The organism is Ideonella azotifigens, assembly GCF_006519715.1.
GTDB classification, from domain to species: domain Bacteria; phylum Pseudomonadota; class Gammaproteobacteria; order Burkholderiales; family Burkholderiaceae_C; genus Ideonella; species Ideonella azotifigens.
Genome location: NZ_VIDT01000088.1, coordinates 1 through 13069, shown reverse-complemented (window position 1 = coordinate 13069; position 13069 = coordinate 1). Strand labels below are relative to the sequence as shown.

Below are 13069 nucleotides of genomic sequence, written 5' to 3'. Positions count from 1 at the left end.
CCCGCGCCGCGCGTGCTGCAGGCCTTGCTCGACCACCTGAGCCCCATCTGGCTCACCGGCAGCGAACTTGAAGGCGTGCCGCTGGGCGATTGCTGGCAGCACCCCGCCGCGGGCGGCAGCGGCCCCACCGCCGGCTGGGTGCCGTTCCACAAGCTAAGCCAGTGGTTGACCTACTCTCTTCTCGAACCCTTCGAGTGGGCCGGCATCACGCTCACCGAGCTGGACGGCATGACCGGCCTGCCCGAGTACCGCAACGGCGGCCTGCTGCTGGACACGCAGGTGCTGCTGCCGCGCGACCCAAACTTCGCAGAGCGCCAGTACACGGCCGCGAACGAGGCCATCGTCGAGTGGCGCGCACTCACCGTCGCGCTCATCGATGAACTCGCACCGCTGGTGCGCGCCCGGCTCGGCAAGACCGCGGCCGAGATGCCGCTGGCCTGCATCCTCGAAGGCGGCACCTGGGCGGCAGGCCGCGAGATCGCCAGGACGCTGCGCGAAGGCGGCAAGCCGCCGCTGAACATCGCCAGTGACGGCACGGTGTTTTGAGGAGTTGAATTGAACCCACCCATGTCGAAGCAGCGGGCCGAGCGCCAGGCCGCTCCCAAGCCGGCCCGCGCCCCCTCCGGGGGCCGGGCGATGTACCCATCGCACGCGGGGCAGTCATGAGCCAGATTCATCACGTTGTCCACCCGCTGATCCAGCACAAGCTCACGCTGATGCGCGAGAAGGACCGCAGCACCAACAGCTTCCGCCGCCTGATGGGCGAGATCAGCATGCTGATGGCCTATGAAGTGACGCGCGACATGCCCACGCAGCTGATCGACATCGAGACGCCGCTGGAGCCCATGCAGAGCCCGGTGATCGACGGCAAGAAAACCGTGTTCATCAGCATCATGCGGGCGGGAGCCGGTTTCCTGGACGGCATGCTCAACGTCGTGCCCGGTGCCCGCATCGGCCACATCGGCCTGTACCGCGACCCGAAGACGCTGGTGGCCGTCGAGTACTACTTCAAGATGCCGGCCGACATGGAAAACCGCGACGCCATCGTGCTCGACCCCATGCTCGCCACCGGCAACTCCGCCGTCGCCGCCGTCGACCGCCTGAAGGAAACCCGCCCTAAGTCCATCCGCTTCGTCTGCCTGCTGGCAGCCCCCGAAGGCCTGAAGAACTTCACCGAAGCCCACCCGGACGTACCGGTCTACACGGCAGCCATCGACCGCGGCCTGAACGAACACGGCTACATCGTGCCGGGGCTGGGGGACGCGGGGGATCGGCTGTTCGGGACGAAGTAGCTGCACGTCAGCCTCTTCGGCCCAGCGCTGCCTGCCAACCTTCGCTCCGCCTTACTGGCCGCTCACCAACTCGTTTGCGACCTCTCGCAGGCAACGGATCAGTTGCGCGCTGCTGGGCGTGTTCACGCGAGTGCGCAGCGTGATGATGCCCACCGGCGGCAATTCGATCGGCACCTTGATGGGCAGCACCTTGAGCAGGCCCTCGCGCTCGAAATGCAGCGCCACCTGCTGGGCGAGAAAGCCCAGTGCGGCGCGGTCGCGCACGAAGCTGAGCGTGGCCAGGAAGGAAGCTGATTCGATCAGATCCGCCGGCGGGTTCAGCCCATGCTTGTAGAACATCTGGTGGAGCTTGATGCGCGAGGAAGCCCAGGGCGGAGGCACAACCCAGGGCTCGCGCGCGAGGTCGGACCATGTCAGCCTGACCTGCCTGGCAAGCGGGTGATCGGGACGGGCCACGACACGCATCGGCTCCTCGTACAGCGCTTCGGTCGCCAGGTCCGGCGCGGCATAGCCAGGTTCCAACCGGCCAACGAACAGATCCAGCTCGCCCACCCGCAGCCGCGGCAGCAAACGGGTCAGGTCCCCCTCTTCCACCAGCACCGTGCTCTGCGCCGATTGCGCCTTCAGCAAGGCCACCGCCCGGGTCAAGAGCACCGGCATGGCCACCACCATGCAGCCCACGCTGGTGCGGCCAGCCGCGCCGCTGGCCACGGATGCGATCTCGTCACGGGTGCGCCCGTAGTCGGCCAGCACCGAGCGGGCGAAGCGCACGACCGCGGCGCCATACGGGGTGGGCTCGGTGCCGCGCGTGGAGCGGTCGAACAGACTCAGCTCGAACATGCGCTCGATCTCCGCGAGCGTTTTGGAGACGGCCGGCTGGGTCACCGACAGGAACTCGGCAGCCCGCCCCAGGTGGCGGAATTCATCCAGGGCCACCAGCAGTTGCAGGTGGCGCAGCTTGAGGTTGGAGCGCAGCACACGGTCAATGTCAGCCATCCCGCGACCATAACCTGGACGGAATGAAGACAGTCCACTATGTGATTGGATCGCCATGAGCCAAAGGCGAAGAATGGGCGCCACTACAACAGGAGACATTCCCCATGCATGCCAGCCGCCGCCACTTCATCCTTGGCAGCTTGAGCGCCGCTGCGCTCGCTGCCACCAGCCGCGCTTCTGCCGCCGGCTATCCCGACCACCCCATCACCTTCGTCTGCCCGTGGCCCGCAGGCGGCACGGCGGACATGACGATGCGCGTGCTGTGCGCAGAGGCTGCCAAGCCACTGGGCCAGACCATCGTGGTGGACAACAAGGCGGGGGCGGCCGGCATGCTGGGCCTGCGCGCGCTGGCCGCGGCCAAGGCCGATGGCTACACCATCGGCCAGATTCCCATCTCGGTGGCGCGCTTCTCGCAGCTGGGGTCGGTGCCGCTCGATCCGTTGAAGGACCTGAGCTACATCGCCCGCGTGTCGGGCCAGACCTTTGGCATCGTGTGCCAGGCCGAGGCGCGCTGGAAGGACATCAAGGAGCTGGTGGCCGATGCCAAGGCCCACCCGGGCAAGCTGACCTATGCCAGCGCGGGCGTGGCCGGTGCCACGCATGTGGGCATGGAGGAATTCAACCAGGTCGCCGGCATCGAGATGCTGCACATCCCCTACAAGGGCGGTGCACCGGCCCTGCAGGCGGTGCTGGGTGGCGAAGCCGACCTGCTGATCGATTCCAGTTCCTGGGCGCCGCATGTGCAGTCCGGCAAGCTGCGTCTGCTGGGCACGCTGGGAGCACGCCGCACGAATGACTTCAAGGACGTGCCCACCGTCAGCGAACAAGGCTTCCCGGTGGTGGTGGACGCGCCCAATGGCATTGGCGGGCCCAAGGGACTGGACCCTGCCGTGCTGGCCAGGCTGCGCGCAGCCTTCAGGCTGGCCGCAGCCAGCCCGGAGTTCGCTGCCGCCTGCGGCAGGATCGATGCGCCGCTGATGTACCTGGACGGCCCGGACTACGAGAAGTACGTGGCCCAGACCATGCAGAAGGAAAAGCTGCTGATCGACAAGCTCAAGCTGCGCGAGCTGCTTGCCAAGGGATGACCACCACCGCCCTCCTTCAAGGCTTCATGCAAAACAACGCACCGCTGATACGCCTGCACCCGCGGGACAACGTGCTGATCGCCCGGCGCCCCATTGCGCTGGGCGAAACCCTGGCTGGCATGGGCCTGCGCGCCCGTGCCCAGGTGCCGGCCGGGCACAAGATCACCGCCCGCGCCATCGCCGAGGGTGAAGCCGTCCTCAAGTACGACACCGTGATCGGCTTCGCGGCGCGTGCGCTCGAGGCCGGCGAGTACCTGCACACGCACAACATCCGCCACGAGGAACGCGACGGCTTCGCCTACGAATTCGGCACCGACCTGAAACCCGTGGCCCTGTTGCCAGCGCACGAGCGGGCCACCTTCCTGGGCATCGTGCGTGCCGATGGCAGGGTGGCCACGCGCAACTACATCGGCCTGATCGCCTCGGTGAACTGTTCCTCCACGGTGATCCACAAGGTGGCCGAATGGTTCACGCCGGAGCGGCTGGCCGCCTATCCGAATGTGGACGGTGTCGTCGCCTTCGCCCAGACCAGCGGCTGCGGCATGTCCTCGCCCAGCGAACATTTCGATGTGCTGCGCCGCACCCTGGCAGGCTATGCGCGCCACCCGAACCTGGGCGGCGTGGTCGTCGTGGGCCTGGGCTGCGAGCGCAATCAGGTGCCTGAATTGATGGCCTCGCAAGGCCTGGATGAGAGCCGGCAGCTGCAAAGCCTGGTGATGCAGCAGACGGGCGGCACCCGCGCCACCATCGCGGCAGGCATCGCCGCCGTACAGGCCATGTTGCCGGCGGCCAATGACATCCAACGCGTGCCGGTGCCCGCCAGCCACCTGAAGATCGGCCTGGAATGCGGCGGCTCGGACGGTTTTTCCGGCATCAGCGCCAATCCTGCATTGGGTGCGGCAATGGACATCCTGGTCGCCCATGGCGGCACCGCCATCCTGTCGGAAACGCCGGAGATCCATGGCGTGGAGCACCTGCTGACGCGCCGCGCGGTCAGCGAAGCCGTGGGCCGCAAGCTGCTGGCCCGGCTGGACTGGTGGAAGCGCTACACCGCCGGCCACAACGGCCAGTTCAACGGCGTGGTGGGCCCTGGCAACCAGGCCGGCGGGCTGGCCAACATCGTCGAGAAGTCGCTGGGCTCGGCAATGAAAGCCGGCACCACGCCGCTGCGCGCGGTCTACGAATATGCCGAGCCCATCACCGAAACCGGCTTTGTCTTCATGGACTCGCCCGGCTACGACCCGGTGGCGACCACCGGCCAGATCGCCAGCGGCGCCAACCTGATCTGCTTCACCACCGGCCGCGGTTCGATGTTCGGCTCCAAGCCGGCCCCCACGCTGAAGCTGGCCTCCAACACGCCGATGTTCGAGCGGCTCAGCGAAGACATGGACATCAACTGCGGCCTGGTCATCGACGGCAAGCTCGGCATCGAGCAGATGGGCCGCCAGATCTTCGAGCACATCCTGCGTGCGGCCTCTGGCGAAGCCACCTGCAGCGAAAAACTTGGCCTGGGCGACCATGAATTCGTCCCCTGGCACCTTGGAATTGTGAGCTGAACATCCCGATGCAACACGACCTGACCCTGCACAACAGCGAGCTGCTGCGCACCCGGAATTTCATTGCCGGCACCTGGCGCGCCGCGGCTGGCGGCGCCACGCTGCCGGTGACTGACCCGGCCAACCAGCGCCTGATCGCCGAGGTGCCCGACAGCAGCGCCGACGACGCGCAACAGGCGGCCGATGCCGCCTACGCCGCCTTCCCGGCCTGGCGCGCCACCCCCGCCAAGGCCCGGGCCCAGGTCATCAAGCGCTGGCTGGCCTTGATCCTGGCGAACCAGGACGACCTGGGCCGCCTGATCTCGCGCGAACAGGGCAAGCCGCTGGCCGAAGGCCGGGCCGAGGTGCTGTACGCAGCCAGCTATGTCGAATGGTTCGCCGAAGAAGCGGTGCGCATCTGCGGCGACGTGATCGCCCCGCCGGTGGTCGGCCGGCAGATGTTCGCGATCAAGGAGCCGGTGGGCGTGGTCGCGGTCATCACGCCCTGGAACTTCCCCGCGGCGATGATCGCCCGCAAGATCGCGCCGGCCCTGGCCGCAGGTTGCAGCGTGCTGGCCAAGCCTGCCGAGGACACGCCGCTGACGGCCCTGGCCCTGGTGCACCTGGCCGAACAGGCCGGCTTGCCGGCCGGCGTGCTGAACATCATCTGCGCCTCGCGCGCCCAAACGCCTGCCGTGGTCGATGCCTGGCTGGCCGACGGGCGGGTGCGCAAGATCAGCTTCACCGGCTCCACGCCGGTGGGCAAGCACCTGGCGCGCGAGTCGGCCGCGACCCTCAAGAAGCTCTCGCTGGAGCTGGGCGGCAACGCCCCCTTCATCGTGTTCGACGACGCCGACCTGGACGCCGCAGTCCAGGGCCTGATGGCCGCCAAATTCCGCAATGGCGGCCAGACCTGCGTCTGCCCCAACCGCGTCTACGTGCAGGCCGGTGTGTTCGAAGCCTTTGCCGACAAGCTGGCGGCCCAGGTGGGTGCGTTGCGCGTCGGTCCGGCCACCGAGGCCGATGCACAGATCGGGCCGATGATCAACGAGCGCGCGGTCCACAAGATCCTGCGCCACATCGACGACGCGGTTGCGCAGGGGGCCAAGGTGCTGGTGGGCGGCCACCGCGTGCGCGAGGAGCTGGGCCCGAACTACATTGCCCCTACGGTGCTGGCTGGCGCCACCAAGGCCGCCGCGCTGTGCGCCGAGGAGACCTTCGGCCCGGTCGTGCCGCTGTTCCGCTTCGAGCAGGAGGACGAGGTGCTCCGGGACGCCAACGACACGCCCTTCGGCCTGGCCGCCTACTTCTACTCGCAGGACGTGCGGCGCATCGCCCGCGTGGCCAGCGCGCTGGAATGCGGCATCGTCGGCATCAACGAAGGCGCGGTTGCCGCCGAGGCGGCCCCGTTCGGCGGCGTCAAGGAATCCGGCTACGGCCGCGAGGGGTCACGCCACGGCCTGGAGGATTACATGCACATCAAGTACCTTTGCCAAGGCGGCCTGGCATGATCGCCGCCGGCAACCCCTTCAAGGCCGCGCTGGCCCGCGGCGAGCCGCAGATCGGCCTGTGGCTGTCCATGGCCCATCCCTACAGCGCCGAGATCTGTGCCACGGCCGGCTTCGACTGGCTGCTGATCGACGGCGAGCACGCGCCCAACGACGTGCGCGCCAGCCTGGCCCAGCTTCAGGCAGTGGCCCCCTATCGCGGCCAGCCGGTGCTGCGCAGCGTGAACAGCGACCCCGCGCTGATCAAGCAGCTGCTGGACATCGGCGCCCAGAACCTGCTGGTCCCCATGGTGGACACGCCCGAGCAGGCGCGCGCCATCGTGGCTGCAACGCGCTATCCACCGCAAGGTGTGCGCGGCGTGGGCGCCGCGGTGGCCCGGGTGTCGCGCTGGGGCGCTCGCGCCGACTACGTCCACCGCGCCAACGACGAAGTCTGCCTTCTGGTCCAGGCCGAGACCGTCACCGCGCTGGCCAACCTGGAGGCGATCTGCGCGGTAGACGGCGTGGACGGCGTCTTCATCGGGCCGGCCGACCTGGCCGCCTCCATGGGCCATCTCGGCCAGCCCCAGTACCCCGAGGTGCAGGCCGCCATCGACGACGCGATCCGCCGCATCCACGCCAGCGGTAAGGCCGCCGGCACGCTCACCGGCGACGTGGCCGCGGCCCGCCGCTACCTGGACCTGGGCGCTCGCTTCGTTGCCGTGGGCATCGACGTGACGCTGATGATCAGCGCAGTGCGCCAGCGCGCCGCGGAATTCGGCCTGGGCGGCCCGTCATCCGTACCGAGCGGCGGCCCTTATTGAATGCCCATGCCCCGCTGGCTTCGACCGAGCCCAGAAAGGCGGTGACCAGCGCGCTGACGTTTCGTTGCTCCAGCAAACGCTCGTCCTCATCGAGAATGTCGTGGAACTCGCTGAAGCGACTGGGGCCATCCTTGAGGAAGCCTTCTGTCTGCGCGTCGTCACAGAAATGCAGGTCGAGTGCGTCGAGCGCGGTGCGCAGGGCCTGCTGGTAGGGGCCCCGGGGTCGGAGGCGTTCCACAAAAAGTGCAGACAGCGCCGACCACGAGCCTGGAAGATAGCGAAGGACGTGGACGATGTCGGCCACATCCTTGGGCTCCTGGCGGCCCAAGGCGAGCGCCTTGAGTGCAATGAAGGCGCCGGCATCGGCATGCCGCACGACTTCCGTCGCCGTCTCGCCGCCATCGGGCAGCGCGACCGTCAAGGACCGCTCGCGGCACCAATCGGTGGCCATGGCTGCGAACGGCATGCCGCCTGCGAACAGGCTGCCATCGGCGATGGGCACTTGCTTGAAGTCCTGGAAGTCCGTGGTGTTGACCAGGAGGTCAACCCGCATCCAGTTGCCGTCGATCTCACGCTCCCATTGCCAGCGGCTCTCCCCGCCCTTGCCGTTCTGGAATGGGGCAAATCCGGCGTTCTCCAGCCGAGCTCTCAGATCGCCCGGAGTCTGGAGGCCCGCCAGTACCGCCACATCGAGGACCACATCCACGTCGTTGGATCCCACGTGGGCAGGCACGTCCGGCGGCGACTCGGGTGCGAGGTAGCGCGGCACCAAGCCTCCGATGAGACGCAGGCCACTGCCCAGTTCACCGAAGGCGCGGAGCAGCAAGACCAACAGGGTCTCGCACGCCAGCGTCATGTCGGGGCTGTACCCCGCGGCTTTCTTGGGTTTGTCAGACATCGCTCGCCTCGTCAAGCTTCAGGTAGCGCTGCCGGAATTCGGCTGCCAGTTCCTTGTTGCGGCCCACGCCGTCCAGCAGGTCCAGGTACTGGACGAAGGGGCTGGCAGCGCGCAGGCCTGGGTGATCCGGCAGCTCTTCGGCGAACAGCAGCGCGGCACCTTCGCGTTCGATGAACATGAAGTTGGCACCCTTGTCCGCGGGCTTGAGCTTCAACCCTTCTGCCCAATCCTCGCCCTTGCCTGGCGGCACGACGACCACCGCGCGGTCCACGCTGGTCAAGGTGGGAACAAGCAGATTGGCCGCAGCCGCACCGGTAAGTACCCATCCATTTCGCTCGACGAGCCCCTTGGCCAGCGCGCTCGTGATGCCTTCTGGCGCGAAGCCGTACCAACGACTGCGCACTTCGGACCGCGCAGCCCAAACAGCCGCCCAGGCATCCAACAGTTCGGCGGGCCGGGAAATTCGGCGCCGCTGGGTCGGCCCTGCGCCCGTTGACTGCACCCAGTCCTGGCGCTCCATCTCCTGCATCGTCTTGGAGACGGTGTAGGCGGAAGTCGCGGCCATCTGGGCCAGTTCGGCGCCCGAAATGAAGTCGCGCCCCGCAGTGCGATGCCAATGCATCAGCATCGCATGCACGACCTGCTCACGCGCGCCGGAAAAGACACTGCCAATGCGCCGCCCCGGCAGGGCCTGGGGCGCTCGCTCGATGTCCACCAGCCAAGTGCCATGATGGAAATAAAGCGTGCCACTCGTGTCGAAGTAGTTGATGCCGGCCTTGCGCAAGGCCTCGCGTGAACCTTGGCTCAGGTGGTCAGCGGCCACGACCAGCAGCACGGGCACCTGCCGCGCAGCTTCGGTTCGACTGCCCTCGTAGGCCCGGAGCTGCTCGACCGCCAGACGGACATCTCTCGGATAGGCGGTTCGTCGGGTCTCGATGGCAAGCTCAAGCACTTGCCCGTCAGGCATTCGCACCTGCAGCGCCGCATCCAGCTCGCGCACATCCTCATGTCCGTCGCGAAAGCGCACGCCATCCCGGCGCGCCAGGCAGTGGAGCTGGGTCGCTGATGTCAGCGCCTCCAGCAGGGCCGCCACCAAGTCGCTGTCGTCATGAAGGATGCCAGACATGGGCTCATGTTAGCTGCCCAGCCAATATAGCTCAAGCTCATAAATTAGCTGTTTTAGACATATTTGCTGCACAGCAAATATGCCCCCTGCTCCGCTCAACCCGCCCCCGGGCCGCCTTTGCAGGCGGCCAAGCTCACGTGGCTGCACTTCACGCGCAATTCGCCATCGCTCAGGACGGCAGCCTTGAACTTGTCGCCCAGCCTGTCGAACAGTTGCTGCGACTCGCCATTGGCGGTGCAGCGGCAGGCGCCAATCCTGGGCTTGATGACTCACCAGTCGTGGCGGCAGCGGTGGTTGGGGGAACGTCGTCATGACACACGAGGGCCTCAGGACATTCCCGTTCGGGACAGTCACGATTTGGTCATCGAAAGGGCAGGACTTTCGGTCGTCCGGCAGGTTACTTTCCCGATTGGGAATTTCCACCGCAAGGTCGCTTCAGCGGCGTTTCACCGCCTGGCATTTTGAAGTTCCAGTTGCGCACCCTCCTCGGCACCATCGCCCGCCACAGGCATCGAATCATCCACAACCCCATGACCCGCTCTCCCTTTCTTGTGTCAGCCCTTCGTTCGGCCGCCGTCTGCATGGCGCTGTCCGGGACATGGGCAACGCACGCCTTTGCCGGCGTTGCATTTGCTATCCACGACACCACGGCGCAACCAGACCGATTCACCACCGTGGTGCAATTCGAGGTCATTCGCAGCAGCGACATTGCATCGTACGCACAAGTCGATTTCGCCACCGTGGACGGTTCCGCCGTGGCGGGGCGGGACTACACCGAGACCAAGGGAACCCTCAGCTTTGAGCCCGGACAAACCATGAAGATGGTCACGGTGCCAATCGCTGGCCGGCAGGTCAGCACGCCGCTGGAATTCGGCTTGAAATTGACCAACCCTGCGGCTCGGCCCACCGCCGGAAAAGTCTGGCTGGAAGCGGGTTCGTCAAGCATCTCGAACTTTGTGCAGGGCGCTGCGGTCGCTGACCTCAACGGCGACGGCCAGCCCGACGCCGTGTTCACCGCGGCCAGCAGTGGCGCGCCCGCACTCTCGATCCTGCGCAACGCCACGCCAGAGAAGTCCGGGAAGTCCAAATTCGCAAAGGCAATCACTGTTGCCCTTCCCTCCGCTCCGTTCAGGGTCAGCAGTGCCGACCTCAACCGTGACGGTCGCCCGGACCTGATTGTCTCGACCTCGGACGCGACGGCTTTCTACGTGCTCCTGAACGACACCAAAGTTGGCGGGAACGACCTTGCCTTTTCCAGGACCGATGTCGCACTGTCCTCGGCCACCTACGACGCGGCAACCGCGGACTTCGATGGCGACGGCATCGAAGACATCGCCACGGCAGGAGGCGTGAGCGGCACCGTGTCGGTTTGGAGGAACACCACCCCGAAGGGCGCTGAAACGCCTCAGTTGACCAAGGTCGGCACGCTCGCCAGCAGCCCCGGCGCGAGCTCCTACAGCTTCTCGGTGCGCACCCTGGATGTCAATCACGACGGCAAGCCCGACCTCGCCGTCGGCAACCTTCTGGCCCCTGAGGTAGACATCCTGATCAACACCACCGCGGCAGGTGGACCCATCACTTTCGCCCCTGCGATCGCAGTCCCGGTTGCCGACGGCGTCACCGGCCTGGAAACCGGCGATGTGGATGGCGACGGGCTTCCTGATCTCGTCAGCGCCAACAACAGCTCGCAGCAAACCGGGAAGACATTCAGCGTGCTGCTGAATCGCACGGCAACCGCAGCACCCACGCCTGCTTTCACCGTGCAGAACATGGTGGAAGGTGCTCCCTATGACCTGCGGCTCGCCGACATGAATGGCGACGGGACAATCGACATTGTGTTGGCAAACTTGAACTCCGACGGCCAAGGCAATGGCGCGATCACCATCTACCTGAATCGAACGCCGGCTGGCGCGCCCAGCGCTCAATTCGAGAAGCTCTACACCGCCTTTGTCGCCGAGGAGCCGCATGCGCTCGGGTTGGCAGACTTCAACCACGACGGCCGCCTCGACATCGTCACCGCCCAGTTTTCGTCGTTCCCACCCGAGGCTGCCGCAGCCAAGTTCCTGTTCGGTCAAAAGGCACCTCAAAACCCTAGCGCCAAGATCAAGGATGCCGAGGGCATCGCCACCTTGACGCCAAAGCGAGGATCCTGACCCTCAAGGGGCAGCGTCCCTTGATGACCGTTGCCGCCTTGCCTGAGTCCGGGCAGCCGACACCGCGGCCATCAGCCAAGCGCCGGCCCCTGGTGAAACACCAGGTCCTCGACCACCTCGCCGCCCACCAGATGCCGCTCGATGATGCGGTCCATGTTGGCCGGGGTGACGTTGTAGTACCAGGTGCCGTCCGGCTGCACGCACATCACCGGGCCGCCTTTGCAGGCGGCGAAGCAGCTGACGCGGCTGCGCTTCACACGCAGTTCGCCATCGTTCAAGCCCGCTGCCTTGAACTTGTCGCCCAGGCTGTCGAACAGCTGCTGTGACTCGCCGTTGGCGGTGCAGCGGGTGCCGGTGCAGACCAGCAGGTGGCGGCGGTAGGCGCCGATCTTGGGTTTGGTGACGGTGACCGCGATGTCGGTGGACTCGCCTGCAGAAGCTGTGTCGCTCATGCCTCGTCTCCTGCAGTGGCAGCGTCAGCCAATTCTGCGGCCTCGACCGGCTCGGACAGGGTCGACACGATGTAGTCCAGCGGCAGCCGGTGGCGCAGCGCCAGCGCCTCGGCACTGGCGCCTGCGGCATGTTCGGCCTGCAGCGTGTCCAGCCAGCCCAGCAGGCCGGTGGACAGCGAGCGGCCGGGCTTTTCGCCTTCGCGTGTATCGCCGCCAGCGTCCAGGTCGTACTTGTTGGCATAGCCGCGCGGCGTGACCATCAGACCGTGGCGCACAAAGGTGTGGCTGTTGCCGATCAGCACGGTGGTCAACATGCCGATGTCGGCCTCGGCCATCCTGTCCAGCGTGCTGAACTCGATGCGCTCGCGGCGGCGGTAGGCGCTCTTGACGATGGCCACCGGCGTGTCCGCCCGGCGGTGGCGCAGGAACAGGCGCTGGGCCTCGACGATCTGGCGCGTGCGGCGGCCGCTTTTCGGGTTGTAGAGCGCCACCACGAAGTCGGCGCTGGCGACGGCATCCAGCCGGCGCGCGATCACCGGCCACGGTGTCAAGAGGTCACTCAATGAGATGGCGCAGAAGTCGTGCGTCAACGGCGCGCCGACCAGGGCTGCGCAGGCGTTCAGCGCCGAAGCGCCGGGCACGATCTCGACCTTGACCTCGTCGTCCGGCGTCCAGCCGGCCTGGAACAGCACCTCGAAGGTCGGGCCGGCCATGCCGTACACGCCCGCGTCGCCCGACGAAATGAGCGCCACCTTCTTGCCGGCGCGCGCCGCTTCCAGCGCGCTGACGGCCCGGTCCAGCTCCTCGGTCATGCCCTTGCGCACGACCTCCTTGCCTTCCAGCAGCTCGGCCACCAGCTTGATGTAGGTGACGTAGCCGATCACCACGTCGGCTTCGGCAATCGCCTCGCGGGCGCGGGCCGTCATGTGGGCCTGGCTGCCGGGGCCGATGCCCACCAGCATGATCTTGCCGGCGGGCTTGGCGGTGTCGGGAGATTGGATCTCGGTCACTGTCTCGGTGGTCATTGCAAAAGCTCCGGAGAAGGTCAGGCGCGGGCCGCGATGGGCTGCGTCGCACCACTGCGGCCGGCCAGCAACAAGGGCTGCAGGAAGCGGCGGAACAGCGGCAACGCCGCGGCACCCAGCGAGGCCCAGAAGGCCAGCGCCAGCCAGGCCGTGGCCCAGACGAACTGCTGCTCCAGCGACTGCATCTGCTCGCGCG

Annotated in this window: 12 protein-coding genes; 7 read left to right on the top strand and 5 right to left on the bottom strand. The window is 66.9% G+C overall.

Features of this window, described 5'->3' with window-relative positions:
* Together FKP22_RS08330 and upp are read left to right on the top strand one after the other, a co-directional pair.
* Positions 1–546 (top strand): DUF1688 family protein (locus FKP22_RS08330; RefSeq protein ID WP_141286883.1); only part of this gene is annotated, 546 nt, incomplete at its 5' end.
* Positions 547–662: 116 nt separating this feature from the next.
* On the top strand, positions 663–1292 hold the full coding sequence (upp, locus tag FKP22_RS08325; protein ID WP_141286881.1) for a uracil phosphoribosyltransferase: 630 nt from the start codon (positions 663–665) through the stop codon (positions 1290–1292).
* Between the two features lie 51 nt (positions 1293–1343).
* Here upp and FKP22_RS08320 read toward each other — a convergent pair whose 3' ends face one another.
* Positions 1344–2288, bottom strand: coding sequence for a LysR substrate-binding domain-containing protein (locus tag FKP22_RS08320; protein ID WP_141286880.1), 945 nt, complete (start codon positions 2286–2288; stop codon positions 1344–1346).
* 104 nt (positions 2289–2392) lie between these two features.
* Between FKP22_RS08320 and FKP22_RS08315 the strand changes: the two genes are divergently transcribed.
* From FKP22_RS08315 to hpaI, 4 genes are read left to right on the top strand one after another with little or no spacing between them, the layout of a single operon-like run.
* Positions 2393–3373 carry a tripartite tricarboxylate transporter substrate binding protein gene (locus tag FKP22_RS08315; protein ID WP_141286879.1) on the top strand — a complete coding sequence of 327 codons (981 nt, stop codon included), beginning with the start codon at positions 2393–2395 and terminating at the stop codon, positions 3371–3373.
* Positions 3374–3399: 26 nt separating this feature from the next.
* On the top strand, positions 3400–4929 hold the full coding sequence (locus FKP22_RS08310; RefSeq protein ID WP_141286878.1) for a D-arabinonate dehydratase: 1530 nt from the start codon (positions 3400–3402) through the stop codon (positions 4927–4929).
* 8 nt (positions 4930–4937) lie between these two features.
* Positions 4938–6419, top strand: a complete 1482-nt coding sequence (locus FKP22_RS08305; RefSeq protein WP_141286877.1) for an NAD-dependent succinate-semialdehyde dehydrogenase — start codon at positions 4938–4940, stop codon at positions 6417–6419.
* Positions 6419–7219 carry a 4-hydroxy-2-oxoheptanedioate aldolase gene (hpaI, locus tag FKP22_RS08300; protein ID WP_310733313.1) on the top strand — a complete coding sequence of 267 codons (801 nt, stop codon included), beginning with the start codon at positions 6419–6421 and terminating at the stop codon, positions 7217–7219. Before FKP22_RS08305 ends, hpaI begins: the two co-directional genes overlap by 1 nt.
* Here the strand turns inward: hpaI and FKP22_RS08295 are convergent.
* Positions 7143–8117, bottom strand: coding sequence for a hypothetical protein (locus FKP22_RS08295; RefSeq protein WP_141286875.1), 975 nt, complete (start codon positions 8115–8117; stop codon positions 7143–7145). The genes hpaI and FKP22_RS08295 overlap by 77 nt on opposite strands.
* Positions 8110–9243 carry a type IV toxin-antitoxin system AbiEi family antitoxin gene (locus FKP22_RS08290; protein WP_141286874.1) on the bottom strand — a complete coding sequence of 378 codons (1134 nt, stop codon included), beginning with the start codon at positions 9241–9243 and terminating at the stop codon, positions 8110–8112. Before FKP22_RS08290 ends, FKP22_RS08295 begins: the two co-directional genes overlap by 8 nt.
* Before the next feature lie 473 nt (positions 9244–9716).
* Between FKP22_RS08290 and FKP22_RS08280 the strand changes: the two genes are divergently transcribed.
* The gene (locus FKP22_RS08280) at positions 9717–11396 is read left to right on the top strand and encodes an FG-GAP-like repeat-containing protein (protein ID WP_170200809.1); all 1680 of its coding nucleotides are present in this window, start codon (positions 9717–9719) and stop codon (positions 11394–11396) included.
* A gap of 71 nt (positions 11397–11467) precedes the next feature.
* On the opposite strand, the gene FKP22_RS08275 is transcribed toward FKP22_RS08280, so the two are convergent.
* Together FKP22_RS08275 and cobJ are read right to left on the bottom strand one after the other, a co-directional pair.
* Entirely contained in the window at positions 11468–11848 is a 381-nt protein-coding gene (locus tag FKP22_RS08275; RefSeq protein ID WP_141286872.1) for a (2Fe-2S) ferredoxin domain-containing protein, read from the bottom strand.
* Positions 11845–12873, bottom strand: coding sequence for a precorrin-3B C(17)-methyltransferase (gene cobJ, locus FKP22_RS08270; protein ID WP_141286871.1), 1029 nt, complete (start codon positions 12871–12873; stop codon positions 11845–11847). Before cobJ ends, FKP22_RS08275 begins: the two co-directional genes overlap by 4 nt.
* Positions 12874–13069: the final 196 nt, after the last annotated feature.